A 24,366-nucleotide genomic window follows, 5' to 3' on the forward strand; every position below is an offset into this window, starting at 1 on the left:
AACAAAAATTCTACCTTTTGTGATCAGTTAAAAATTCAACTGATCAAAACTTTACCACTTGAATAGTTGTATAGGGTCTGTTGACAATTTGTCTAGTTATGAAATGCCAACAAACCCTAAGTAAATTTACAAGTTTTGCTACTAGGCTATTTTAATTCACTTGAAGATTTACCCAATTCTCGACGGGCAATAATCAGCTGTTGAATCTGTTGCGTTCCCTCAAAAATATCTAGAATTTTTGAATCACGCGCCCATTTTTCTAATAATTCATCTTCGTTATAACCCATACTAGCAGCCAGCTCTACACATTTTAAAGTGATTTCATTGCAAATACGCCCAGCTTTTGCTTTGGCGATAGAAGCTTCACGAGAGTTGGGTTTTTTATTATCCGCCATCCATGTGGCTTTTATGGTGAGTAAACGTGCAGCTTCCCATTCTGCCTCCATCCGATAGATTTGCGCAGCCAAATTTGAGGTTTGCAAATATGGGGTTGCATAGTCGGGATCTAGCTCATCTTTAAAGATTTCTTTGATGCGCTCTAGAGAAGCTTTGGCACAGCCTACTGCCATAGCTGCAACTAGTGGGCGGGTATTATCAAAAGTTTCCATCACACCCGCAAAACCTTTGGCTACATCAATTTCTGCATTACCGAGTAAGTTGACTCCAGGTACACGACAGTCAATAAAACTAATTGCTGCTGTATCGGATGCTTTAATACCTAGTTTATGTTCAAGACGTTCTACCTTCATACCAGGTGTGCCTTTTGGTACTACAAAAGATTTAATCGCAGCACGCCCCAATTTCTTATCCAAAGTTGCCCAAACCACGACTGAGTCAGCACGTTCCCCAGAGGTGACAAATATTTTTTCACCGTTCAGAATGTAATCATCACCATCTTTGGTTGCGGTTGTACGAATCGCAGCAGAGTCAGAACCACAACCAGGTTCAGTGATGGCCATCGCAGCCCATGTTCCTTTAAAACGCTCAAGCTGTTCATCATTGGCGACGGCAGCAATGGCTGAATTTCCCAGTCCTTGACGTGGCATGGTCAGCAATAGGCCTGTATCGCCATAACACATTTCAATCACACCCAATGCGGTAGACATATTTGTGCCATTTTTATTATTACTGTCTGTATCGCCACGTTTATTAATCGCAGCACCAGCGTTGAGTCCATCGCCACCATCGTTCATGCCATCTAGTAACGATGCGAGCATATCGAGTTCTTTTGGATAGGCATGTTCCGCTTTGTCGTATTTACGAGAAATTGGGCGTAAAACATTTAATGCAGTTTCGTGTGCTTGATCTAAAAGCATTTGGAATTTTTTTGGATTTTGTAAATTCATGATTTTTATCCTTTATCTTCTAAGTTAAGCGTGTAAGCCAGAATGTAGAACGGCAGTTGCACGTAAGTCACGGTACCAACGCTCAGCTGGATGTTCCTTAGTAAAACCATGTCCACCTAAAATTTGCACACCATCTGTACCAATTTTCATGGATTTTTCTGCACAAAGTAGACGGGCTAAATACGCTTCTCTATGGAAGGGTTGTCCTGCTTCTGCAAGACTGGCAGCATTTAAAATCAGCATACGCATTGCATCAATTTCAATCGCCATATCTGCGATCATAAATGCTACACTTTGACGGTGTGAAATGGGTTCACCAAATGCAATACGTTCATTGGCATATTTGATGCTGTAATCTTTAACCGCTTCACAAGTACCAACAGCCATTGCACACCACATTAAATTACCTAAATCTAAAAATGCAGCGTAATTAAAATCGTCATCACCCAAACGTTGGGCTGGGGTATTGTCAAATTTCAAGCTTACCGTTTCCGTTGCTTTTAAACCCATTGCCGGTGATTTTTTCACTGTAATACTTGGATCTCGCTTTACAACGAAAACGTCCGCTTGACCCTTAAAGTCTGCACTAACAAGGAATAAATCTGCTGTTGCACCCAACAGCACTAAAGTTTTTTCTCCAGTAATGCTGAATTGTCCATTGTTGGCAGTTGCTTTAGTTTTTAAGCGTAAGGGATTAAACGCAGGGGTTGCTTCTTGTACTGCAAAAGTGGCTTGAATATCGGTATCATTGGCAAAATTTGGCAAATAAACAGATTGAACTTGTTCAGAACCCCATTGCGTAATTGCATTGATGACACTAAAAGTAGAGAGCAGACCTGCAGCAAGTGAAAAATCACCTTTAGCTAAGCGTTCAGCAATTAAAATATTACTCACAATATTTTTTTCAGATGCGACACCACCTAAAGCTTCAGGCAGTGCATAGTAATTTAGACCTAAATCGGTACTGTGTTGCCAAAGCTCAGCTGGAAACTTTTCGTCGTGATCCGCTTGATGAGCCAATTGATAAAGTACTTCGGAAGCAAATTGATCCATGGCATCCACAGTCATTTGCTGTTCTTCAGTCAAGCTCAGATCAAATAGGGACTTTTGTTGGTTGGGTAAACGTTGTTTGGTTACATTTGAATCTGATTTAAAGGCTTTTTGTGTAGCACTTAAGGTTTTAAAACCTGCTTTAGACCCTTGATAAAGAGATCTTTCAATAAATTTGCGCAATTTAAACTGATCAAGTAAATCACTACCTGCAATTTTTGTAATTAGATTTAAACCCAAACCTTGAGCTTTATTTACCATATTGGTCATGCCGAAGTCCCTGTATTTTAGTGTCGGTATACATCAATCCTGACATGCATAAATATAAAAAACCATGTCAAAGCTGACAAACTGATTGACCATAGATGAATGGTAGAGTTAAGGGTTTATAAGTTTTTAATATTTTGATTTTTATAAATTATTTTAAAATAAAAATACCCAACATTTGTTGGGTATTGGTAAAAGTGACATTTTAAAAACTTTTAAAATCTCTTTTAACTTGTATGAAAACTAAAAAGATTAAACAAAAGGTACAATCATTTTACGAACATTAGTCTTTGCTTCAATCACCGTCATAAATGTATAAGCACCAATAAATTTACGACTGATAAACATAAATTCTTTTGGTGGAATACTGAAGTAACGTGAAGCCATTGATTTTGAAGCACGTTGCATCACACGGCTATGCAACTGGCTTTTTTTCCAGTCATAACGATTATGTTGATCCATCACGCCAGCGGGTAAATCTGGATTATTTAAAGGTGTACTAAAGGCTTCTGTTGCCAATAAAAATACTTTTGCCATATCGGGTTTAATGCTTAGGGGCATGGCATCAAAGAACTCATAGCCTGACATTGCCTTAACCATAGCTTCAGCGTCGTGGTTATAACCGGCTTTAATTAAATTACAGGCAACACCAAGGAGTTGATCATCAAACTGACGTATTGCACCAAAATCTAATAAAATAATTTTGTCTTTTATATCTTCACCATTACCCAAGCGAACAAGGTAATTACCAAAGTTAGGATCGGTTTGCATTTCGCCCCACTCAAACAATTCACGGACTGCGATTTCAAGTGATGCTTCACCTAAAAGATTTCGGCGCTCTTGCGGTAAAGATAACATGACAGGGCTGTTGATGGGGACACCACGTTCAAAGGTCATGCACAGGACTTGATTGGTACAATAGTCATCAATAATTTGTGGCACGCCATAACGTGGATCTTCTTTAAGTCGCTGGCCAAAACGACGGGTTGCTGCCGCTTCAACTTTATAATCAACTTCACGATGCATCATTTCACGAACTTCATCAAACCACTGATCGAACTCACGGGTTTGTGGCACCATACGTGTCAATTTAAGCATATTTCGAAATAGGCTCATATCTGAGTCTATGGCGTCAGCTACACCTGGATATTGGATTTTAAGAACCAACTCTAATCCATCTGACTTACGTGTTGCGCGGTGAACCTGAGCCAGAGAAGCTGTACCAATCGGCTCATGATCAATGGTGAGATCGTTGAGTTTTGAACCCAATTGACTGACCAATTGCTCTTTAATCGCAGGCCATGCAAGGGCAACTGTTTGATTATTGAGGGTGTTTAATGCTTGAGTAATTTCTTCAGGTAAAAAATGCTCGCCATAAAGCGCCATCATTTGACCGATTTTAACAATTGAGCCTTTTAGCTTACCAATTTCTTGAACAAGGTAATTGGCTTGTTCCTTCATCGCTTGTTTACGTTTTTTTTCTTTTTCTTCTTCACTTGAAAAGATTGAACTCGCACTTGAAGCTGCCCAGCGTGTACCTGCCAATAATGATGCTTTTGCGATTGATAAGCGACGATCCATTGATGAGGTTTTTAACTGTTTGAGCTTTTCGTTCTGATCTGACATGAAGATAAAATCCTTTAAAAGAGATTCGAAAAGATAAAAAGATGACTAATTGTAAGGAATATTACATGGAATGACTGTATTTAAACAGTTCAATTCGCTGAATGGGGGAATTAAATTAATTTCATCAAAATAGCCTAAGCAATATTAAAATTTACATTCTAAATTGGATTTTGAGCTCTTTCCGAAGTATTAAACCTTGCTTATTAGAAGCAATGTAATTAATGATCAGATCCTTAACACTTTGATTGGTAAAACCCAGTGCATAACCTTTAACAATGATTATGCTTGGCAAGCTAAAGAAAAAATATTTTACATCATCTAGAGAAGCCGGTTCATAAACACCTTGTTCTGTAAGGGTTTGTTGAAAAAATTGCTTTTCAATTTTGACATTTGGAGTGGATTCATCATCCCACCATGACTGACGCATTGCCATGAGGTTATTATGTTTGTAGCTCATAAATTAACTAAATTCATAAATATTTAAAAACTTATTGTATATATAAAGGTGAAATGACCTAATTTCAAGTTAAGTGCTCAATCTCAGCAATTTAGCCACAAATAAGTTGATATTTTATAACCATGAAGATCGATTTTTTTAAAACATATAATAATAGCTTGAAAATAAATCTGAAAAATTAGTGATATGGTGTAACAAAGTTGATTGCTTTAAATCAATTTTTAACCACAATTTATCTACAATGATTGTATTTAGTTTCAAATCTTTTACACTCTTCTACATAGCTGATTATTTAAAATTAGCGCCTTAGTTCTTTGGATTAAGAGTTTTTGAATTAAAATAATGATTTTGGGATAGGGAATTGGATGTATTTAAAATATTGGGGTATCAGTTTAGTTGTATTATTGCCGATGCAAATACAGGCGATCGGCTATAGTTCAGAGTATTTAAACTGTATGAATTCGGCAGGTTCGAGCTCAGCAACACTTGCCAGTTGTATGAAAACAGAGTTGAGTAAACAAGATGATCGTTTGAAATCATTATTTAAACAGACACTGGACCTGTATACAGATAAGCAACAGAAAGTTCAAAAGAAATATCAGAAACAATGGCTTAAACTTCGAGAACAGCAGTGTGATGAGTCGAATAAATCAGTTTCAGATGATTATAAAATGAAGTATTACAATTGTGCGCTTAAACAAACAGTCAATAGAGCCAATATCTTAGAGAAACAAAGCTATCGTTTATAGTGCTTTATTGCGCTATAAAATAATTGCTAAGTAAATTGTCGTAAAGCATTATAAATGTCATGCAAAACAAGGTATCATAAGGCGTTTAAAAATATGACCTTGGAGAAACCTTAAGTGGATCGACCGACTATTAGCCCTGAACATTTACAGGAAGCTGCTGAAAACCTATCAACAATTCGTGATTTTATTCGTTTTGGGGTTACAGCTTTACGTCAATACGATGCACATTTGGGTCAAGGTACAGAAGATTATTTTGCAGAAAGTTCTGCCTTGGTGTTACAGACGCTTTCTTTAGAATGGAAGGCGGATGCTGAAATTTTAGATTCAAAATTATTGCCAAGTGAAAAAGCTGAGTTTTTAAATTTACTCGAACGTCGTGTAAATGAAAGAATTCCAACCTCTTATTTACTTAACCTCGCTTATTTCTTTGGTAAGCCATTCTATGTTGATGAGCGTGTGTTAATTCCTCGTTCACCGATTGCTGAATTGATCGAAAACCGTTTTGCACCTTATTGTTTAGATGAAAATGGACAAACACGTGCAGGCGTGAATAATTTACCTGAAAACCCAAATCCAAAAACACCACAGCGTATCTTAGATATGTGTACGGGTTCAGGTTGTATTGCGATCGCGCTGGCATATGCATTCCCTGATTCAGAAGTAGATGCAACTGATATTTCTAAAGAAGCATTAGAAGTGGCTTCTATTAATGCGGAGCACCACAATAAGCAATATCAGGTGGCTTTGCTTGAGTCAGATTTGTTTGCCAAAATTCCAGCTGAAAATCAATATGATTTGATCGTTTCAAATCCACCGTATGTGGATGCCGAAGATATGGCAGATCTCCCGGATGAATTCCATCATGAACCTGAACTTGCTTTAGCTGCTGGTCAAGATGGTTTGGATTTAGTTCGAAAAATGTTGGCTCAAGCTGCTGATTATTTAACTGAAGACGGTTTAATCGTGATTGAAGTAGGTAACTCAGAATGGGCAATGAAACAGAATTTTAATACGATTGATTTTTACTGGTTACAGTTCCAAAAAGGCGGTACAGGTATTTTTGCTTTGACTGCTGAACAATGTCGTACATTCCGTGATTTATTTATTCAATCTATTCAAGCTTAAGGAGTCGTAAGCATGGCAGGTAACAGTATTGGACAACTCTTCCGTGTAACGACTTGTGGTGAATCTCACGGCGTAGGCTTGATGGCAATTGTTGATGGTGTGCCACCGGGTCTTGAATTATCTGCTGAAGATTTACAAATTGATTTAGATCGTCGTAAACCGGGAACGTCTAAGTTTGCTACTCAGCGTAAAGAGCCAGATGAGGTTGAAATCATTTCTGGAGTTTTTGAAGGTAAAACGACAGGAACTTCGATTGGTTTATTGATCCGTAATACAGATCAAAAATCTAAAGATTATGGCAATATTGCGCAAACTTTCCGTCCAGGCCATGCAGATTACACCTATACGCAAAAGTATGGTTTCCGTGATTATCGTGGTGGTGGTCGTTCAAGTGCACGTGAAACGGCGATGCGTGTGGCAGCGGGTGCGATTGCAAAGAAATTTCTTTTTGAGAAATTTGCGATTGTGATTCGTGGGCATGTGACGCAAATTGGTACAGAAAAAGCACAAGCTTTAGATTGGAATGAAGTTCCCAATAATCCATTCTTCTGTGGTGATGTCAATGCAGTTCAACGTTTTGAAGCGCTGGTGACATCATTGCGTGAACAGGGTACCAGTTGTGGTGCAAAGCTTGAAATCCTTGCAGAAAAAGTACCTGTAGGTTGGGGTGAACCCGTATTTGATCGTTTAGATGCTGATATTGCCCATGCCATGATGTCAATCAATGCGGTGAAAGGTGTTGAAATTGGTGATGGTTTTGCAGTTGCAGAACAATTTGGTCATCAAACACGTGATGAACTTAGCACCGATGGGTTTTTAGCCAATCATGCTGGTGGTATTCTCGGGGGTATTTCTTCAGGTCAAACCATTCGTGTAGCGATTGCGTTAAAACCAACCGCAAGTATTACCACACCAGGAAAAACCATCAATCTAGATCGTGAAGATACAGATGTCCTCACCAAAGGTCGGCATGATCCTTGTGTGGGCGTGCGTGCGACACCTATTGCTGAAGCCATGCTTGCCATTGTATTGATGGATCATTTTATGCGTCACCGTGCACAAAATGCGGATGTGGTTGCACCATTTGCCCCAATTGAACCTAAATAGCAAATATATTTGAGATAAGAGAGGGTATTTTAGTTTTGAAATATCTTTAATTATGAGAGTAAATTTCAAATGATTTGTCTTTACTTAACAAATTTAGGTCAATGCGAATGGATTCATTATTTTAAGTTAAAGATTTTCAGTTAAAAAAACCAGACATTTTGTCTGGTTTTTTTATATCTATTCTGCTCAGTCTTATTGAGTAACAATTTGACCTGTATAACCCTTTAAGAACGTTAGGTACGCAGAAGATTGTTGACCATCTGCCTTTAAGATTGAACGTTCAACATCGCCCTGATTGGTGACCAATTTAAGTGAAATTTCTTTACCATTACGGAATGAGTTAAGAAAACTGACTGGAACATTAATCGAGTTTGATGAAACTGTACCCGCATATTGGGTCGTGTTAATGGTTGAATATGTATATGGTTGGCCATCCACTAAGAAAACAAATTGGGTAATATCATATTTTGTTGGGTTGTTAATTTCTGCTGTGATTTTAAAGCCATCACGGACTTCATCTTTCCAACGCATAGATAGTTCAGGGCAAACTTCATTTGCTTCACAGATTAAAGGGCCTTTTGTAACAACTCTTTCTGGATAAGAGCCAGCACAACCCGCCAAAGTTAAACATGCTAAAGAAGAAATTACTGCAAATTGAAGTTTCATACCGCTTCCTAATAAGTTCATTTGTGTTATTGATATGTTGATAATCTAGGTAAAATTTAACGCTTTTTAGTTAAAAAGTGAATTAAATATTTCAGTAATTTGTATTTTAGTTAAGGCATAGCATAAATCTTAAACAATATTTAAGATTTTTAATATTTCCTTTGCAATATTCTCAGTCAATTGATTTAGTCGAGTCAACGGCTCACCTTCAATAAAATATTTAAAATTTGATAACCTGTTTTGATAATAGATTGAGATAAAGAAAGTACCTTCTGGTTTTTCAAGACTCGCACTACCACCTGGTTTAAGTAAGCCCGTACAACTAACAATGATATCTGCAGCTGTAAAGAGCTTTTTTCCTTGAATTGCCATTGCTTGAGTAACTTCAACTGATTCAGCACTATATTTTTCGATGAGGGATGGATCAACTTGTAAAATTGAAATTTTAATAGAGGGGGCGTAACTGACTAAACCGCCTAATAAAATATCTGCACCACTGTTTTTATAGATCGAAAATTGGCTGGATAAATAACCAGAACTTGCACTTTCAATAAATGCGATTGTTAAATTCTTTCTTTCAAGCAGATCACAACATTGTTTTAAAAGCATAAGTATGACTCTAAAATAATTATTGATATTCAATAATTTAACTATAAGTAAATTGAAAAAATTTGCAAGAAAACTATGTGGAAAGTAGGCATACTCATCGTGTATTTATTTAATTAATTATAAAAATTAATATGTTAGATTGATTTTTATCAATAATAATAAAATAACTAAAAAGAAATTGTGGTTGAAATAGGTTTGTCATATTTATTTGCCATAATGTCTGCACAAACAACAAAAACCAAGAATAAGCATTAAATAACAATCAAAAAAAGTTTAAAAGAATAATCAGCGTAAAGTCTGTAAATATGCAGTCAACCCACTCTTCAACAGGTGGGTTTTCCTTTTTTGGGCCAATCGTAGAATTACTGTGCAATATGGTGAATTTATATATTTCAAACCTGCCAAAAGGTGATATAAATAAAAATAAAGTGCATATGAAAATGGAGTACGAATCATGAAAACGACAGTTAAGTATGTTGTCCTAAAAAGTAGAGAATATCAGCTTGGCACCGCTTTATTTGAAGAAAGTATTGAAGCCGAAGGAAATTATTTTGATCAAATTCCCGATATCATTCACTATCAAAATCATAATTTTAAAGTAAAGTCCAAAGAACTTAGCCGTAAGCAAATTTTTGATGATTTTGAAGAATCTCAAACCATTTTAGTCAAAGTTATCGCGGTTTAATAATTTTCCCAAGTTGTCTTTGCTATGGACATTGCATAAATAAAACCCAGCTAAACTGGGTTTTATTTATCTGATAATTTAATCAATCACTGTTTGACAATCAATACAGGGAGTTTAGTTTGACCTAGTACATCTTGTGCAAAGCTACCCAAGAAAAATTTCTGGAAGCCTTTACGTCCATGTGATCCCATGATAATTAAATCTGTATTTAATGATTCAGCAGTTTTAATGATGGTTTCTGCTGCAACCGAGTCTCTCACGACTTGTGTATCAATCTGAACACCTTGCTGTTCAGCCAATTGTTTGGCTTTGCCCAAACCTTCTTCCGCATTTTTAATTGCTTCTTCAATGTAATCTTTTAACATATCTGGCGAATAGTAGAAATCAGCAGCTGCAAAAGGGTCTTCGGCAACGACACTGATCGCAGTGACTTTGCTTCCAAAGGCTTTTGCAATCGCAGCAGCATGTTTTAATGCAGAAAAAGAAATGTCAGAACCGTCAACTGGGACAAGAATATTTTGATAACTCATAATCACACCTTTTTAATTAAGATTTCAAATAAAAACTAAGCTTCTTCTTGGGGAGATTTAATAATCAACACAGGCAGTGGAGAAATAGACAACACTTCTTGTGCAACACTCCCTAAGAAGAATTTTTTCAGACCAGTACGTCCATGGGAGCCCATTACAATAAGGTCCACATTTAGTTCATCTGCAACATCTAAAATTCCAGTAGCAGGAGGAACTTCACGTACCACTTTGGTATCTACTGTTGTTACACCATGGTGAACTAAAGTTTCTCGAATATCTTTTAAACGTGCTAAAGCATTTTTTTCAGCTTCAAATAAATATTGAGTTACAGCAGGCGCTATTTTATAAAAATCGACGCCTTTAAAAGGATCAACTGCGATTACACTCATCACAGTAATTTTACAGTTAAAAGCAAGTGCAAGTTTCTCTGCATGTTCAAGTGCAGCATAAGAAATAGGAGAGTCATCTACAGCAAGAAGGATATGTTGATAAGCCATTATAAGTTTCTCCTTTTAAGGGGGCTGTTGACATTTCATAAAGGGTTTGCGTTGTAAGCTAAAATTGAGCAGACAAGGCAGGAAACGAAGAGAATAGCGAGACTATTTTCGAGTTTCATAACGCAGACTGAGATAATTTTAGCCACAACCCTTCGGGACTAGCGTGTTTTTTTGCCGCTACGTCGTTACGAAATATTCATTTAGAATGACTAAATTTCATACTTCGTGCCTAGTATCACCAAAAAAACACACGTAGTCGCAAATCTAGACGAATTGTCAACAGACCCCATCATTATTTATTCATTGATAACACATTGGGCTGTTAGTCGCAAATTATCGATGAGAATTTTAGTTGATCAAAAGTGTGTTATTTCAATCTTTTGTGAAATACACATAATTTTATTATGGTTTTATTTTGTAACGTTTAATTGTCCTTATTTTTTATTGAAATTTTATTCATATAAATTTGATCTCAGGTTTTAGGTTGGTGTTCTAAATAAGATGTATTTTGAATTCTTAAGATTCTAAAAACTGGCATGATAAATGCTTTAATTTAATGCAAACCAATATTTATGAATAAAATTTTGGCATCAATTTGGAACATTTTAAATCAAGTGCCATAGAAAAGTGGATCAGTATGAAAATTTATACGCAACGTCTAGACCATATAGAGTCAAACATTGAGGCTGAAAGTATTGAATTGACTTTTGATACTCGCCAAAAGAGCCGTTTTCGTGCAACTTTAAATAATGGGCACGATATTGGTGCGGATTTGCCGCGTACGGGCATTTTGCGTAGTGGTTCTTATATTGCAACTGAACAAGGTGAAGTGTTACGTGTAGATGCCAAAGCTGAAAAATTAATGCGAGTTTCTGCACTGGATAGTTTTGATTTACTTAAAGCTGCATATCATCTGGGAAATCGCCATGTTCCGTTAATGCTTTCCCCAACTGCACTTTATTTTGAACCTGATCATGTCCTTGCAGAAATGATCCAAGGTTTAGGGTTGACAGTAGATGAAGTAGAACATCCATTTGAACCTGAAAGTGGGGCATATGCCCAACATCAGCATGATCATCGTTTAAGCCCAATTAAGGCTTTACATCATGTCCATCACTAACGCATCGCAACTACTAAGTCTATTGACCTTGTCATCGACAGCCTTACCCATCGGTGCATATTGCTATTCGCAAGGGGTGGAAAGTGCGATTGATCAGGGTTTGATTCATGATGAAGCAAGCAGTATCGCTTATTTTGAAGAAGTACTGGAAATGTTGCTGGTTAGGTTTGAACTACCCATTTTAAAACGTTTAATGCAACATTATTTAGACGAGGTAGAATTTTTAAATTGGGCTAACTTTTATAAAGCAAGCCGTGAATCAAAAGAATTACGGGCTGAATCTCAGCAGTTGGCATTTTCTTTGAATGCTTGGATTCGTGATGTTTTAAAACAGCAACCTGAGATTAAAAAGCAGTTTGGTTTTGTACCAGTTTACGCACATTTATGCGGAACGTTGAAGCTTAATCTGGTGGATGTCCTAACAGCATATAGCTTTACTGTTTTAGAAAATCAAGTGCTAGGTGCAGTAAAAACTGTCCCTTTAGGGCAAATGAGTGGTCAAAGAATTTTGTGGCACTTACATGGCCTAATTCCTCAAGCCGTAGTACGTGCCTTGGCCTTAGAAGATGATGCGCTAAGTAGTGCCTTGCCCAATTATGCGATGTTAAGTATGTCGCATGAAACTTTATATTCACGATTATTTAGATCATAAATGACACGGTTCATTCCCTACTTTTATAGAGAATGAAGTATAGAAAAGGAAAAAATGATGACAGAACGTAGCCCTTTACGTGTTGGAATAGGTGGTCCTGTTGGTTCAGGTAAAACAGCATTAACCCTAAATTTATGCCTTGCTTTACGCAACAAATATAATATGGCGGTTGTGACCAACGATATCTATACCAAAGAAGATTCTAATTTTTTAACTCGTCATGAAGCGATGTCACCAGAACGTATTGTTGGTGTTGAGACAGGTGGTTGTCCTCATACTGCAATTCGTGAAGATGCTTCAATTAATTTGGCTGCAATTGATGATCTTTGTGAAAAATTTAATGGTTTAGAGCTGATTATTATCGAAAGTGGTGGAGATAATCTAGCCGCTACGTTTAGTCCCGAATTATCTGATTTAACCCTTTATGTGATTGATGTTGCAGGTGGTGAAAAGATCCCACGTAAAGGTGGTCCAGGAATTACCAAGTCGGATTTATTGATTATTAACAAAACAGATTTAGCCCCAATGGTCGGTGCAAATCTCGATGTGATGGATCAAGATGCAAAACGCATGCGTGGTGATAAACCTTTTCTATTTTCAAATATGAAAACTCAAGCTGGTTTAAACCAAATCATTGAGTTTATTGAAAAACAAGGTTTATTTAAAGCTTAGTCGCGATATTAAAAATAATTGTAACTATTTGAATTTAAAAATAATCAAAGGAGAATTTGAATGCGTATTTTAAAAAAAACTCTGATGGCATGTGCTGCATATTTACCTGTATTGGCTTTGGCTCATCCTGGACATGATCACCATACTGGGTTTTGGGCGGGCTTTATTCATCCATTTACAGGTTTAGATCATTTGATGATGGCAATCGCATTTGGGGTATTGATGTGGACAGCAAATCAACGCTGGAAGCTTTTTGGCTTGATAGGCTTAGCTTCAGCGATGGTGGTTGGTTTTATGATCGGTAGCCAAGGATTTATTCCAGCAGCAATTGCTGAATACGGCATCATTGCTTCATTGGTTTTACTGGCTGTAGCGCTTTGGACAAAAACAAATCAAGTTTTACCTATTGCAGCAGTTTTATTGGCAAGTTTTCATGGTGTTGCGCATGGAACTGAACTAGGCCAATCCGGTCATGCCAGCTTACTGATTTTAGGCATGGTGACAGCAATGGCATTGATCTATGCGGGTGGTTTAGGCATTGGTGCTTTTATTAAAAAGTACGTTCCATATGGCAAGAAAATTATTGGTACTTTGGCTGCGGTCGTTGCAGTTATTGGTTTGGCTTAATGTTTAAGCGCTTAATTGCTGATATCCATTTATAAAGGCGGCCATGATAAGTTTAGTGGAACATCTTCCTGATCAGCGCCTTTGGTATGCAAAACTAGAATTGGGTTTTCAGGCTCAAACTGAGCGGACAGTACTAGCCCATCGTAGACATTTTGGACCTGTACGTGTGCAAAAGATGCTTTGGCCTGAAAAAACTGGGATTTGTCATGCGATTATTGTCCATCCGCCTGCGGGTATTGCAGGTGGCGATCATTTAACATTTGAGATTAATGTTGATGCTGCTGCCCATGCCTTAGTCACGACCCCTGGTGCAGGTAAATGGTATCGAACCAATGGCAAACAAGCTTATCAACATATCCATATCTCAGTTAAACACAATGCTGTGTTTGAATGGCTTCCTCAAGAAACCATGTTATTTGATGGTGCCAATGCTCACTCAGAAACCTTGATTCAGCTTGATCAGACAGCAAGCTTTATCGGTTGGGATATGTTGGTGATTGGTCGACAAGCTCGAAATGAAAAATTCCAATCTGGTGCTTATCACAGTCATTTAAAATTATGGCGAAATCAGCAATTACTGGTGGCAGACACATTGAGTTTTAAAGGCAATGATCGTTGGCTAAGTTCTTGTCTAGGCATGAATAATCATGCCGTTATGGGAAGTTTATGGGCAGTTCCTCCTGAAAAATTCCGAGCAAACATTTATTTAGAGGCACATATCGATTTAATTCGTGAGTTGATGATGCGAATGGATATGCCTGTCAGGTTAACCTTATTGGGGGATGTCATCAGTGCACGTTTTTTAGGTGATGATGTTCGACATTGTCATGATGCTTTTGCAGCAATTCGTGCCAGATTGAGGCGATATTGGTTTGATATGGATGAAGCATTTCCACGAATTTGGCGAACTTGATTCATTTAAAGTTCGTCTTTTAGAAATAAAATCTGCGTGTTTAATTTAAAACTGAGCACATATTTTGCATAAAAAATGCAAGAACTTTAGGAAACACATATGGAACTCAATCCTACTGAAAAAGACAAACTGCTGATTTTTACAGCGGGTTTGGTTGCAGAACGTCGTAAAGCACGTGGACTAAAACTCAATTATCCTGAATCTATTGCATTTATTTCCGCAGCACTGCTTGAAGGTGCGCGAGATGGAATGACTGTCAGTGAGTTGATGCATTTTGGCACTACCTTGCTCAGTCGTGATGATGTGATGGAGGGTGTGCCTGAGATGATTGCCGAAGTGCAGGTAGAGGCTACTTTTCCAGATGGCTCGAAGCTCGTCACAGTCCACCAACCGATTATATAGAATACTTTTTAAAAAATTAGGATAAGCACATGATCCCTGGTGAAATTATTACACCTGATTGTGATATTGAAATGAATGTCGGTCGTGAAGTACTGAAAATTTCAGTGTCAAATTTAGGTGATCGACCGATTCAGGTGGGTTCACATTTTCATTTTTATGAAGCCAATGATGCTTTGCAATTTGATCGTGAACGTGCCAAAGGTTTTCGTTTAAATATTGCAGCGGGTACAGCGGTTCGGTTTGAGCCGGGGCAGCGACGTGATGTTGAAATCGTTGCACTGGTCGGAAAACGTGAAGTCTATGGTTTCGCAGGGCGTGTGATGGGTAAGTTGGACTAAAAGGATAATCAAAATGAAAATGTCACGTCGAGCTTATGCTGAAATGTTTGGTCCTACCGTTGGGGATCGAGTACGTTTAGCAGATACCGAACTTTTTATAGAAGTTGAACAAGATCTCACCACCTATGGTGAAGAAGTTAAATTTGGGGGCGGCAAAGTTATTCGCGATGGGATGGGGCAATCTCAATTACTTGCAGCAGATGTTGCAGATACGGTGATTACCAATGCATTGATTGTCGATTGGTGGGGAATTATTAAAGCCGATGTAGGATTGAAAAATGGGCGAATTTGGAAAATAGGTAAAGCTGGCAATCCGGATATTCAACCCGATATTACCATTCCATTAGGTGCGGCCACTGAGGTGATTGCCGGTGAAGGGCAAATACTTACAGCAGGTGGAATAGATACCCATATTCACTGGATTTGCCCACAACAAGTTGAAACAGCGTTAATGTCAGGAACAACAACCATGATTGGTGGTGGTACTGGTCCCGCTGCAGGAACATCGGCGACAACGGTAACACCAGGGCCATGGCATATTTCAACCATGCTGCAAGCCATTGATGATTTACCTATGAATATTGGCTTATTGGGTAAAGGTAATTTAAGTCAACCTGAACCGATTGCGGAGCAGATTAAAGCAGGTGTGGTGGGGCTGAAATTGCATGAAGACTGGGGTTCTACCCCTGCTGCAATTGATAATTGTCTAACTGTGGCAGATGAATATGATGTACAAGTTGCGATTCATACCGATACTTTAAATGAAAGTGGTTTTCTTGAAGAAACACTGGGGGCATTTAAAAATCGTACTATTCACACTTATCATACTGAGGGCGCGGGTGGCGGTCATGCGCCTGATATTTTAAAAGCCATTGGTCAGGCAAATGTTTTGCCATCTTCAACCAATCCAACCCGCCCATATACTATCAATACCATTGATGAACACTTAGACATGCTCATGGTCTGCCACCATTTAGATCCAGCGATAGCTGAAGATGTCGCATTTGCTGAGAGCCGTATTCGTCGTGAAACGATTGCCGCAGAAGATATATTGCAAGATCTCGGCGCAATTTCAATGATGTCTTCTGACTCTCAAGCCATGGGGCGTGTGGGTGAGGTGATTTTACGTACTTGGCAAACGGCGCATAAAATGAAAGTGCAACGAGGACCATTAGAAGGCGATAATCAGTATCATGATAATAATCGGGTGAAGCGTTATATTGCAAAATATACAATAAATCCTGCCATTACTCATGGTTTAAGCCACGAAATTGGTTCTATAGAAGAAGGGAAACTTGCTGATTTGGTGTTGTGGAAACCCGAGTTTTTTGGGGTAAAGCCATCAATGATCATTAAAGGTGGAATGATTGCGGCAGCACCAATGGGAGATATTAATGCCTCAATTCCAACACCACAGCCGGTACATTACCGTCCAATGTTTGGGGCATATCCAAGAGGCGTGCACAATACCTGTATTACTTTCTTGTCACAGGCCGCAATTGAACTATGTGTTGCTGAAAAATTACAATTAAGGAAGTTAATTTCACCTTGTAAAAATACCAGAAACATCACTAAACAAGACATGAAGCATAATAACTATTGTCCTGTGATGGATGTGCATCCTGAAACCTATGAAGTTCGTGCCGATGGTGTACATCTAACTTGTGAAGCTGCTGAAGTATTACCCATGGCACAGCGTTATTTCTTGTTTTAATTCAAGATAATTCGAATTTAAAAATGCCTTTCTTATGATAAGAGAGGCACTATTTTATTTGAAATCAATATGTCTCTACGTAATGCAACCAAAGACAACTTTATTAATTTAAAAAGCTATGTTTAATATTGGTTGGTATAAGTACAGCGATACAATCCTTTTCTTTTTTTGAGTTTTATTGATGACGCAATTTTGGTCTAAATTTTTTTCCAAGTCATTTTCTACTTTGTTTTCAAAACTATTGAATGAAAAACAGCGCGATTTGAATAAACATCATCAAGCTTATTCTCGTTCAGACGTTGCAGTGGCCGTGGATACAGGTGCTACGGAGATTGGCTTTGCACAAGATCAAATTACTCAAGTCAGCCCTCAAGGTGTAGATTTGATTTGTGGTTTTGAGGGATTAGAGCTCAAAGCCTATGATGATGGCGTCGGGGTTTGTACTATCGGTTATGGAACAACGATTTACCCGCATGGAAAAGCTGTTCAGTATGGGGATACTTGTACCATTGAACAAGCAAAAAACTATATGCAACATGATCTTAGGCGTTTTGAACAAGCAGTAAGTTCTGCTGTAAACGTTCCTTTAAATCAAAATCAGTTTGATGCGTTGGTTTCATTGAGCTATAACATAGGTATTGGTGCTTTTAAAAACTCAACCTTATTAAAATTATTGAATACCTCTGATTATCACGCTGCCAGTCATCAATTTGATGTTTGGATCAAGGCAGGTGGCAAAACGGTACAAGGTTTAGTAAATCGAAGAGCAGTAGAGAAAACTTTGTTTCTTGAGCACTAATATGACTTGCTTTTTCAAATGTTGTTCTGAAAACGTGTGTTAATTCCAGATGATTCATTTTGAATTATCATTCTTTTCAAAATGTTGTCTAAAAATTAAAATAGTCAAGGTTGATATGAGCATTTATTTAATTCGCCATGCGCAAAGTTTAGGGAATGTAAATGGTAAAACTGAGTCCCATGCAAGTATTCCCTTAACCGAATATGGACATGAACAGGCGCAAAAACTTATTGATGTTTTACCTCCAGCAAAGCAGATTTATGTCTCTCCATTTATCCGTACACGTCTAACAGCTGACCCAATTTTATTACGTGATCAGATTACACCTCAAATTTTGGATATCCATGAGTTTTCTTACTTATCCGATATGCGATGTAAAAATACCACTTTAGAGGAACGAAAACCTTGGGTAGATGATTATTGGAATCAAGCAGATGTCAATTTAGTTACAAGTGAAGGTGCTGAATCTTTTGCAAATTTTTATTATCGCGTTACGGACTTTATTGTGCACTTGGATTCCCTAAAAGCGCATTATCAACATGATCATTTACTGGTATTTAGTCATGGTCAGTTTTTACAGTTATTTAAAATGCTGGTTGAGCAAAAGCGAGAGTTATCATCACAATTAATGCGTGATTTTCGTTATGCATTGTTAAATCATCAATTAAACAATACAGAGTTTTTTATTTTTAAATAAAATGAGAATAAAATTATGAATTTTATAATAAGAAAAATTGCGCTATTGACGGTTTTTACTTTTATACCTGTATCGATATATGCAGATATTGCGGCTTTAAAGTCAGATTTAACTCAATTTGCGCAACCTCTTGAAACACAATGTAAGGGGCTTGATCGCTATATGCCTCTTAACATGTTACATCAATTTTTAAATCGCCCAAATTCTGAAAAAATAGATGTGTATTCGATGGATGTAATTTTTGTTTCAGATCTTTTGGGTTATTTGGAAGATAAAAATTGTGCTTTAGCAGCTTCTGACTTCACAATATCAGGTGTTAAAATTTTGAATCAATATCATGATTTATGGGAGAAAGATTTACCTAAAGAGAGAAATGTTCTGAGATACGAAACCTACCTTGCAGCAGGCGATGCAAGTTTAGTGAAATATAAATGGACTCATAAGATTCAATATCTAGATGATGCACATCAATTTTATACACAGTACTTAATGACCAATGCAATCAGTCAACAACAAAAAGATCAATGTGGGAAAAAATGTGCAGAATACTTAGCCGATGTGAGTAAGGTGCAATACTTTAATCTCTATGATTACGCTTCTATATCTAAGGAATATCAAAAACTTTTTCATGATATTTATGAACAATATTCACAACAAGATGCAAATTTCTCAGATAGTCTTGAAAGCCTTAATCTAGTTTTTGAACGGACTGATCAATTTGAAGTGGGCGCAATTAAAACCACAGGATTAAGCTCAGTCAATAATGAAGTGGCTTCTTTAAATAATTTTGAGACTGTTTTTAGTTCTGGTGATAAAAAACTTATAGAATTTTATATAAAACGTTTAGATCAATATCTACAAAATAGAATCCAGCATAAATTATTAGATGCAGAGATGACGGATAAAATTTATCAATTCTTGTTAAAAGAATCGAATGAAAATAATTCGATGATTGTACGTACTCAGCAGGAAAGTGCTCTTCAACCTAATCTAAGTTTTCAAATTGGAAAACACCACTATATTTTCAAGGGAACAAGTCATCACATGCAGTTAATTTTCCAACCCGTTAACTAAAGCATGAGGAGATTGGCATAAAAACTGCTTGATCATTCACACTAAAAAATGGTGATTGAAAAGTTTAAAGGCGGTTTGAGTGAATAAAACTTATTTACGTGGGCAAGACTTAATAGACCAAATCCAAAATACTCCCTATTCACGAGATCTCATTGGCTATCACGGTGAAGTACCCAAAGTAGCATGGCCAAATCAAGCCCAAATAGCGGTACAGTTTGTTCTTAACTATGAAGAAGGTGCTGAAAACCATATCGAACATGGTGATGCCGGTTCTGAGCAGTTTTTATCTGATATCGTGGGAGCAGCAAGTTTTCCTGACAAGCATATGTCGATGGATTCGATGTATGAATATGGCGCTCGTGCAGGATTCTGGCGTATTCATCATGAGTTTAAAAAGCGTAACTTACCCATGACCATATTTGGAGTGGGTATGGCGCTGGCACGTAATCCATATATTGTGGAAGCCATTCAACAAGCCCATTACGATGTGGTTTCACATGGACAGCGTTGGCTAAATTACCAAAATATAGATATTGAAACGGAACGTCAGCATATTGATCAAGCAATCAGCATTTTAGAAACCTTATTTGGCGCTACACCAATGGGTTGGTATACAGGGCGGGATAGCCCAAATACTCGTAAATTATTGGCTGAATTTCCACAGATTAAATATGACTGCGATTACTATGGTGATGATTTGCCATTTTGGACAAACTTAACCGATTTACAAGGCCAAAGCCGCCCGCACCTAATCATTCCATATACTTTAGAAAGTAATGATATGAAGTTCTGCGCGCCTGCTGGTTTTAACAGTGGCGAGCAATTTTACCAATATTTAAAAGATGCCTTTGATGTGCTTTATGCAGAAGGTGAAACTGAGCCGAAAATGCTATCGATTGGAATGCATTGTCGTATTCTGGGACGTCCCGGTCGTTTTAAAGCATTACAGCGTTTTTTAGATTATATACAGGCACATGAAAAAGTCTGGATCTGTCGTCGCGGTGATATCGCTGAACATTGGTTTAAACACCATCCAGCCGCATAATTGTCGCTATGAGGATGTGGCTTTTAAGGTAAGCACTTTATTTTTAATTGAATGCAGTAAAGCGCGCAGCAAAGTTTATATAAAAGTGTTTGAAAATTTTAGCGAACTCAAGCATAGGTATTATTCGTGAAAATAGAAGAATTTAATCAAGCATCATCAGAAGAGCTTACAAGCTTGCTCAAGCATTGTGTGCACATTCAACGTTGGTCAGATGAAATTTTGTCACAACGTCCATTTGTCAACACTCAAGCGTTAATGGATTTTGCAAAAATACAAGCCTCAACTTGGACATGGTTAGAAATTGTAAATGCATTAGCGACACACCCACGGATCGGTGAAAAAAAGGCTCAGGCAGTGCTGAGTGAAAAAGAGCAAGCATTTTCTCATCAAGAGCAATCAGCAATAAAACAGAACACTGAAACACAACATGCTTTATTGCAAGGCAATATTGCTTATGAAAAGAAATTTGGTCATATTTTTTTAATTCGTGCTATGGGCTTAGATCAGACTGAAATTCTACAAGCACTGAAATATCGTTTATTAAATGATCCTGAAACAGAACAGCGTATTGTTAAACAACAACTTGGTGAAATTGCAATGTTAAGACTCAATCAAGAACTGAGTGAAAATGAAAGCTTAAATGATTGATTGCATTAAAATAATGTTTAGAAAGGAAATAACATGATCAGTACCCATATCTTAGACACGCATCTTGGCAAGCCTGCCGTAAATGTTCTGATAAAATTATTGGATAGCCAAGACAATATTGTTGCAGAATCAAGGACCAATGAAGATGGACGGGTAGCAGATTTTAATTTAAGTGAAATTAAAACAGGGGATTATAGTTTGGTTTTTTATACTGCTGAATATTTTGACCGTTTAGCCTTAGCAACGTTTTTCCCAAAAGTTGTGATTCATTTTTCAGTCCTTGATTTGGCACAACATTATCATATTCCTTTATTAATCAGCCCATTTGCTTATTCCACGTATCGTGGTAGCTAGCTTTTATAGAATTAGATTATTTTATGATTTTAAAGCCCATTGATTTGGGTTTTTTTTAATAAATTTTGACCAAGTGTAAAAATTGGCTTTGTTTTTGCTTATTCACACAAGTGTTTACCGTTATTTCTGATGGGGAATTTATAAAATGAACTTAACACAATTTGCTGCGCTTTCAACTTTAGTTTGCACTGCTTTTAGCACTCATGCTGCACCTATTTGGCAAGACTTTAGCATTACAGGTTTATATGGAAAAAACTATGAACTGATTGCTCGGGAAGACGACCAATCGACCATAACTTTTGAATATGCAGCCAAATTAAAATATGGGGATTTCTTTGCATTTGCGGATCGTACCAATAATGATGTTTCAGGTAATGAGACGTATTTTGAAGTGTCACCACGATTGAGCTTGGGTGCTATTTCAGGGCATAAGTTGGAAGTGGGTCCAATCAAAGACGTTCTCATTGCCACAACATGGGAAGGTGGTGAAGGTTTTAACAATTATCTGTATGGGATCGGGGTAGATTTAGCAATTCCATATTTCCAGTATGCACAATTAAACTTCTATAAAGCAGACAATTATAAGAATACGGATGACGATTATCAGCTGACTTTTGCCTTTGGTGTACCATTTAAAATCGCATCAGAAGATTTTCTTGTCGATGGTTTTCTTGATTGGTCAACTGCAGAAGATGACCATGCCAGTGAGTTAAACTGGACTACACAATGGAAATGGAATGCGGGTAAACATATTTCACCAGATACTAAATTGTATTTAGGCGTTGAGTATTCAGTTTGGAATAATAAATATGGAATCTCTGGCAAAGATGAAAACAATGTCAGTGCGTTGATTAAATATCATTTTTAAAACGAGTTTTATCTGATCATGATTTTATTTTATTAAGTTAAACTCAGAATAAATTTTCCAATCAGAGCAACATAAAACAATGTTGCTCTGAAGTTTAAGAACATACAAAAAAAGTTTTTAATCAATACTTTTAAAGCTAATTTCGCCCCATTAGCATTTTGAATTCATGTTATGAAATGATGCTTATTGCTTATAAAGTCAGGACAATATTTTCATTAAACTGAAAAACATCACAATTGTGACCCTCACCGATCCGATCGATTACCGTAAAATCACTGGGTGCTTCTAGTGTCAATAACGGATGATGCCAAGTGCCTGCGCGATAGTTTACAGCCTGTAGACCATTGCTAATAAAGGCGTAAATATGTTCAAGATCAGGTTGGTCTTGGTCCAAAGCGGCTGCAACAACAACCAAGAAAGATTGACCTTGCATCGGGATAAATGCCTGTGAACCAATCGGATGTCGTTCAAGCATTTGAATTTCACAAGGCACTTGGGTTTTTTGAATATTTCGAAAAATACTCAATCCGATTTCAGCGTTGGTCGCTTGAGCCAAGGATAAAGCATGATAACGTTCCGTATGCGCACTATTGATATGGAAAAAATCATTGCCAGTACAAGCAATGACCTCACCAAATGGGGCAAAAGCTTCAGCTGTTAAAGGTTGAATTTGAATATATTTCATAAAATCACTCTATAATTTTACCCCATAATCGGATACGACTAATACCACCGTCTGGAATCATATTGACACGAATATGTGAAATTTTTTCATGCTTTAAAATGTCGGCTACATAATCATGAATATGATCCATTTGCATATCCTGAGCATTGAGTAGAAATGGCCAAAACATACTTTGTGGAATTAGTTGTGGATCAGTCGCATTTTCAATATATATCGCCTGAATAGAAACTTGAGCAGGGAAATTTCCTTTGAAATGTGCAGTATCAATTTCAATTTTTTCAATTACACCACTTTGACCGAGTGCTAAAATACACCAATCAAATCCAGGCGCACGGCGACGTTTGGTTTCCCAACCATCTCCCATATTGATTCCACGATTCGGATTGATCAAATTACGAGGATGACCAAAGTGGGCGTCGCTATAGGCAATCACGCGTCCACCATTTTCTAGTGCCAGTAAATCTAATGTTTTTTGATGATCTTGAATCTGTATTTGCACTTCGCCATAGACGCGAAAACGTGCAATACCACCATCAGGAAAAATATTTAAGCGGACATGGGTAAAGACTGCTGAATTTTTAATGTTAAAAATATGGTGTTGGCTTGGGCCAAGAATAGAATTATTTAGAATGGGTTGCCAAAGTGCATTGCTTAAGTCCCCATTTGGTGCATAACAGGCTTCAATTGAAGCAGAAGCAGGGTAATTCCCAGTAAAAAAAGTGGTATCAATATCAAATGCTGTAATTTTTCCAGCAACGCCTAATTTAATAATTGCCCAGTCATAGCCTGCATGTCGTTTACGACGGGTTTCCCATCCATCCATCCATTTGCCGTGATCATCAAATTTATCTTCTACAAAAATGGGTGGATTAAATTGCAACATTCGTTGTGCTTCTGCAAAAAAATCATCTGAACATTCAAGTACTTTTGTACCAATTCGGGGATCTGCCAAATTGGTGCATTGTTGTAAATGTGCAGGAAGCTCAAAACTTGGTGCAAGTAAAGTTGCCATATTTATTTACCATTCATATTGCGATTTATATC

The 24,366-nt window shown here is 37.3% G+C and carries 29 protein-coding genes; 19 read left to right on the plus strand and 10 right to left on the minus strand.

Going from position 1 to position 24,366, the window contains the following annotated elements; genetic code table 11:
• Window positions 1-146 precede the first annotated feature (146 nt).
• The 4 genes from ACG916_RS05010 to ACG916_RS05025 all read right to left on the minus strand — a co-directional run bounded on the left by ACG916_RS05010 (window position 147) and on the right by ACG916_RS05025 (window position 4,746).
• Window positions 147-1,346, minus strand: coding sequence for an acyl-CoA dehydrogenase family protein (locus tag ACG916_RS05010; protein WP_419327243.1), 1,200 nt, complete (start codon window positions 1,344-1,346; stop codon window positions 147-149).
• A 24-nt stretch (window positions 1,347-1,370) separates the two neighbouring features.
• Complete coding sequence (locus tag ACG916_RS05015) at window positions 1,371-2,657, minus strand: acyl-CoA dehydrogenase family protein (RefSeq protein WP_419327360.1); 1,287 nt, start codon at window positions 2,655-2,657, stop codon at window positions 1,371-1,373.
• Window positions 2,658-2,915: 258 nt separating this feature from the next.
• Window positions 2,916-4,289 (minus strand): ABC1 kinase family protein, encoded by a 1,374-nt coding sequence (locus ACG916_RS05020; RefSeq protein ID WP_419327242.1) that lies wholly within the window; start codon window positions 4,287-4,289, stop codon window positions 2,916-2,918.
• A 151-nt stretch (window positions 4,290-4,440) separates the two neighbouring features.
• A complete protein-coding gene (locus ACG916_RS05025; protein ID WP_336951036.1) occupies window positions 4,441-4,746 on the minus strand; it encodes a hypothetical protein in 306 nt (101 codons plus the stop codon).
• Between the two features lie 365 nt (window positions 4,747-5,111).
• Here ACG916_RS05025 and ACG916_RS05030 point away from each other — a divergent pair, with 365 nt between their 5' ends.
• The 3 genes from ACG916_RS05030 (at window position 5,112) to aroC (ending at window position 7,727) form a co-directional block, all read left to right on the plus strand.
• On the plus strand, window positions 5,112-5,495 hold the full coding sequence (locus ACG916_RS05030; protein WP_419327241.1) for a lysozyme inhibitor LprI family protein: 384 nt from the start codon (window positions 5,112-5,114) through the stop codon (window positions 5,493-5,495).
• Window positions 5,496-5,609: 114 nt separating this feature from the next.
• On the plus strand, window positions 5,610-6,620 hold the full coding sequence (gene prmB, locus ACG916_RS05035) for a 50S ribosomal protein L3 N(5)-glutamine methyltransferase (protein WP_336951038.1): 1,011 nt from the start codon (window positions 5,610-5,612) through the stop codon (window positions 6,618-6,620).
• Between the two features lie 12 nt (window positions 6,621-6,632).
• Window positions 6,633-7,727 (plus strand): chorismate synthase, encoded by a 1,095-nt coding sequence (gene aroC / locus ACG916_RS05040; protein WP_336951039.1) that lies wholly within the window; start codon window positions 6,633-6,635, stop codon window positions 7,725-7,727.
• 192 nt (window positions 7,728-7,919) lie between these two features.
• On the opposite strand, the gene ACG916_RS05045 is transcribed toward aroC, so the two are convergent.
• The gene (locus ACG916_RS05045) at window positions 7,920-8,393 is read right to left on the minus strand and encodes a hypothetical protein (protein ID WP_004821699.1); all 474 of its coding nucleotides are present in this window, start codon (window positions 8,391-8,393) and stop codon (window positions 7,920-7,922) included.
• A 129-nt stretch (window positions 8,394-8,522) separates the two neighbouring features.
• Window positions 8,523-9,002: a CinA family protein gene (locus tag ACG916_RS05050; protein ID WP_419327240.1), complete on the minus strand. Its 480-nt coding sequence runs from the start codon at window positions 9,000-9,002 to the stop codon at window positions 8,523-8,525.
• Window positions 9,003-9,456: 454 nt separating this feature from the next.
• Between ACG916_RS05050 and ACG916_RS05055 the strand changes: the two genes are divergently transcribed.
• Entirely contained in the window at window positions 9,457-9,687 is a 231-nt protein-coding gene (locus tag ACG916_RS05055; protein WP_419327239.1) for a hypothetical protein, read from the plus strand.
• Between the two features lie 86 nt (window positions 9,688-9,773).
• Here the strand turns inward: ACG916_RS05055 and ACG916_RS05060 are convergent, their stop codons facing one another.
• Window positions 9,774-10,217 carry a universal stress protein gene (locus tag ACG916_RS05060; RefSeq protein WP_336951042.1) on the minus strand — a complete coding sequence of 148 codons (444 nt, stop codon included), beginning with the start codon at window positions 10,215-10,217 and terminating at the stop codon, window positions 9,774-9,776.
• 35 nt (window positions 10,218-10,252) lie between these two features.
• Window positions 10,253-10,714, minus strand: coding sequence for a universal stress protein (locus tag ACG916_RS05065; protein ID WP_419327238.1), 462 nt, complete (start codon window positions 10,712-10,714; stop codon window positions 10,253-10,255).
• 637 nt (window positions 10,715-11,351) lie between these two features.
• On the opposite strand from ACG916_RS05065, the gene ureE reads away from it, so the two are divergent.
• The 15 genes from ureE to ACG916_RS05140 all read left to right on the plus strand — a co-directional run bounded on the left by ureE (window position 11,352) and on the right by ACG916_RS05140 (window position 22,637).
• Window positions 11,352-11,834 carry an urease accessory protein UreE gene (gene ureE / locus ACG916_RS05070; RefSeq protein WP_336951044.1) on the plus strand — a complete coding sequence of 161 codons (483 nt, stop codon included), beginning with the start codon at window positions 11,352-11,354 and terminating at the stop codon, window positions 11,832-11,834.
• Window positions 11,821-12,486, plus strand: a complete 666-nt coding sequence (locus ACG916_RS05075; RefSeq protein WP_419327237.1) for an urease accessory protein UreF — start codon at window positions 11,821-11,823, stop codon at window positions 12,484-12,486. Before ureE ends, ACG916_RS05075 begins: the two co-directional genes overlap by 14 nt.
• Before the next feature lie 57 nt (window positions 12,487-12,543).
• Entirely contained in the window at window positions 12,544-13,158 is a 615-nt protein-coding gene (gene ureG, locus ACG916_RS05080) for an urease accessory protein UreG (protein WP_336951046.1), read from the plus strand.
• Between the two features lie 60 nt (window positions 13,159-13,218).
• Entirely contained in the window at window positions 13,219-13,785 is a 567-nt protein-coding gene (locus ACG916_RS05085; RefSeq protein ID WP_419327236.1) for a HupE/UreJ family protein, read from the plus strand.
• Window positions 13,786-13,828: 43 nt separating this feature from the next.
• On the plus strand, window positions 13,829-14,698 hold the full coding sequence (locus tag ACG916_RS05090) for an urease accessory protein UreD (protein ID WP_419327235.1): 870 nt from the start codon (window positions 13,829-13,831) through the stop codon (window positions 14,696-14,698).
• Between the two features lie 99 nt (window positions 14,699-14,797).
• Window positions 14,798-15,100, plus strand: coding sequence for an urease subunit gamma (gene ureA / locus ACG916_RS05095; RefSeq protein ID WP_336951049.1), 303 nt, complete (start codon window positions 14,798-14,800; stop codon window positions 15,098-15,100).
• Between the two features lie 29 nt (window positions 15,101-15,129).
• Window positions 15,130-15,438, plus strand: coding sequence for an urease subunit beta (locus ACG916_RS05100; RefSeq protein WP_336951050.1), 309 nt, complete (start codon window positions 15,130-15,132; stop codon window positions 15,436-15,438).
• Window positions 15,439-15,451: 13 nt separating this feature from the next.
• A complete protein-coding gene (ureC, locus tag ACG916_RS05105) occupies window positions 15,452-17,152 on the plus strand; it encodes an urease subunit alpha (protein WP_419327234.1) in 1,701 nt (566 codons plus the stop codon).
• Window positions 17,153-17,333: 181 nt separating this feature from the next.
• Complete coding sequence (locus tag ACG916_RS05110) at window positions 17,334-17,951, plus strand: lysozyme (RefSeq protein WP_419327233.1); 618 nt, start codon at window positions 17,334-17,336, stop codon at window positions 17,949-17,951.
• Between the two features lie 115 nt (window positions 17,952-18,066).
• On the plus strand, window positions 18,067-18,648 hold the full coding sequence (locus ACG916_RS05115; protein ID WP_336951053.1) for a histidine phosphatase family protein: 582 nt from the start codon (window positions 18,067-18,069) through the stop codon (window positions 18,646-18,648).
• Window positions 18,649-18,663: 15 nt separating this feature from the next.
• Window positions 18,664-19,722 (plus strand): hypothetical protein, encoded by a 1,059-nt coding sequence (locus ACG916_RS05120; protein ID WP_336951054.1) that lies wholly within the window; start codon window positions 18,664-18,666, stop codon window positions 19,720-19,722.
• 79 nt (window positions 19,723-19,801) lie between these two features.
• Window positions 19,802-20,767, plus strand: a complete 966-nt coding sequence (gene puuE, locus ACG916_RS05125; RefSeq protein ID WP_419327231.1) for an allantoinase PuuE — start codon at window positions 19,802-19,804, stop codon at window positions 20,765-20,767.
• 126 nt (window positions 20,768-20,893) lie between these two features.
• Window positions 20,894-21,415 carry a 2-oxo-4-hydroxy-4-carboxy-5-ureidoimidazoline decarboxylase gene (uraD, locus tag ACG916_RS05130; protein ID WP_419327230.1) on the plus strand — a complete coding sequence of 174 codons (522 nt, stop codon included), beginning with the start codon at window positions 20,894-20,896 and terminating at the stop codon, window positions 21,413-21,415.
• A gap of 33 nt (window positions 21,416-21,448) precedes the next feature.
• Window positions 21,449-21,769: a hydroxyisourate hydrolase gene (gene uraH / locus ACG916_RS05135; protein ID WP_419327229.1), complete on the plus strand. Its 321-nt coding sequence runs from the start codon at window positions 21,449-21,451 to the stop codon at window positions 21,767-21,769.
• 145 nt (window positions 21,770-21,914) lie between these two features.
• Window positions 21,915-22,637: an outer membrane protein OmpK gene (locus ACG916_RS05140; RefSeq protein WP_336951057.1), complete on the plus strand. Its 723-nt coding sequence runs from the start codon at window positions 21,915-21,917 to the stop codon at window positions 22,635-22,637.
• Between the two features lie 190 nt (window positions 22,638-22,827).
• Here the strand turns inward: ACG916_RS05140 and ACG916_RS05145 are convergent, their stop codons facing one another.
• Together ACG916_RS05145 and alc are read right to left on the minus strand one after the other, a co-directional pair.
• Entirely contained in the window at window positions 22,828-23,322 is a 495-nt protein-coding gene (locus ACG916_RS05145; protein WP_336951058.1) for an ureidoglycolate lyase, read from the minus strand.
• 4 nt (window positions 23,323-23,326) lie between these two features.
• Window positions 23,327-24,334, minus strand: a complete 1,008-nt coding sequence (gene alc / locus ACG916_RS05150) for an allantoicase (protein ID WP_419327228.1) — start codon at window positions 24,332-24,334, stop codon at window positions 23,327-23,329.
• Between the last annotated feature and the right edge of the window lie 32 nt (window positions 24,335-24,366).

It is taken from the genome of Acinetobacter legionensis, from assembly GCF_048552295.1.
Classification (GTDB): domain Bacteria; phylum Pseudomonadota; class Gammaproteobacteria; order Pseudomonadales; family Moraxellaceae; genus Acinetobacter.

Bases quoted from the DNA above. Each gene is read 5' to 3' on its own strand.
- ureE (WP_336951044.1), top strand. From the start codon at position 11,352: ATGAAAATTTATACGCAACGTCTAGACCATATAGAGTCAAACATTGAG.
- ACG916_RS05065 (WP_419327238.1), bottom strand. From the start codon at position 10,714: ATGGCTTATCAACATATCCTTCTTGCTGTAGATGACTCTCCTATTTCT.
- aroC (WP_336951039.1), top strand. From the start codon at position 6,633: ATGGCAGGTAACAGTATTGGACAACTCTTCCGTGTAACGACTTGTGGT.
- ACG916_RS05115 (WP_336951053.1), top strand. From the start codon at position 18,067: ATGAGCATTTATTTAATTCGCCATGCGCAAAGTTTAGGGAATGTAAAT.
- ACG916_RS05075 (WP_419327237.1), top strand. From the start codon at position 11,821: ATGTCCATCACTAACGCATCGCAACTACTAAGTCTATTGACCTTGTCA.
- ureA (WP_336951049.1), top strand. From the start codon at position 14,798: ATGGAACTCAATCCTACTGAAAAAGACAAACTGCTGATTTTTACAGCG.
- ACG916_RS05010 (WP_419327243.1), bottom strand. From the start codon at position 1,346: ATGAATTTACAAAATCCAAAAAAATTCCAAATGCTTTTAGATCAAGCA.
- ACG916_RS05090 (WP_419327235.1), top strand. From the start codon at position 13,829: ATGATAAGTTTAGTGGAACATCTTCCTGATCAGCGCCTTTGGTATGCA.
- ACG916_RS05020 (WP_419327242.1), bottom strand. From the start codon at position 4,289: ATGTCAGATCAGAACGAAAAGCTCAAACAGTTAAAAACCTCATCAATG.
- ACG916_RS05055 (WP_419327239.1), top strand. From the start codon at position 9,457: ATGAAAACGACAGTTAAGTATGTTGTCCTAAAAAGTAGAGAATATCAG.
- ACG916_RS05025 (WP_336951036.1), bottom strand. From the start codon at position 4,746: ATGAGCTACAAACATAATAACCTCATGGCAATGCGTCAGTCATGGTGG.
- ACG916_RS05050 (WP_419327240.1), bottom strand. From the start codon at position 9,002: ATGCTTTTAAAACAATGTTGTGATCTGCTTGAAAGAAAGAATTTAACA.
- ACG916_RS05060 (WP_336951042.1), bottom strand. From the start codon at position 10,217: ATGAGTTATCAAAATATTCTTGTCCCAGTTGACGGTTCTGACATTTCT.
- ureC (WP_419327234.1), top strand. From the start codon at position 15,452: ATGAAAATGTCACGTCGAGCTTATGCTGAAATGTTTGGTCCTACCGTT.
- ACG916_RS05100 (WP_336951050.1), top strand. From the start codon at position 15,130: ATGATCCCTGGTGAAATTATTACACCTGATTGTGATATTGAAATGAAT.
- ACG916_RS05145 (WP_336951058.1), bottom strand. From the start codon at position 23,322: ATGAAATATATTCAAATTCAACCTTTAACAGCTGAAGCTTTTGCCCCA.
- uraH (WP_419327229.1), top strand. From the start codon at position 21,449: ATGATCAGTACCCATATCTTAGACACGCATCTTGGCAAGCCTGCCGTA.
- ACG916_RS05030 (WP_419327241.1), top strand. From the start codon at position 5,112: ATGTATTTAAAATATTGGGGTATCAGTTTAGTTGTATTATTGCCGATG.
- ACG916_RS05045 (WP_004821699.1), bottom strand. From the start codon at position 8,393: ATGAAACTTCAATTTGCAGTAATTTCTTCTTTAGCATGTTTAACTTTG.
- ACG916_RS05015 (WP_419327360.1), bottom strand. From the start codon at position 2,657: ATGGTAAATAAAGCTCAAGGTTTGGGTTTAAATCTAATTACAAAAATT.
- ureG (WP_336951046.1), top strand. From the start codon at position 12,544: ATGACAGAACGTAGCCCTTTACGTGTTGGAATAGGTGGTCCTGTTGGT.
- ACG916_RS05120 (WP_336951054.1), top strand. From the start codon at position 18,664: ATGAATTTTATAATAAGAAAAATTGCGCTATTGACGGTTTTTACTTTT.
- ACG916_RS05140 (WP_336951057.1), top strand. From the start codon at position 21,915: ATGAACTTAACACAATTTGCTGCGCTTTCAACTTTAGTTTGCACTGCT.
- ACG916_RS05110 (WP_419327233.1), top strand. From the start codon at position 17,334: ATGACGCAATTTTGGTCTAAATTTTTTTCCAAGTCATTTTCTACTTTG.
- ACG916_RS05085 (WP_419327236.1), top strand. From the start codon at position 13,219: ATGCGTATTTTAAAAAAAACTCTGATGGCATGTGCTGCATATTTACCT.
- alc (WP_419327228.1), bottom strand. From the start codon at position 24,334: ATGGCAACTTTACTTGCACCAAGTTTTGAGCTTCCTGCACATTTACAA.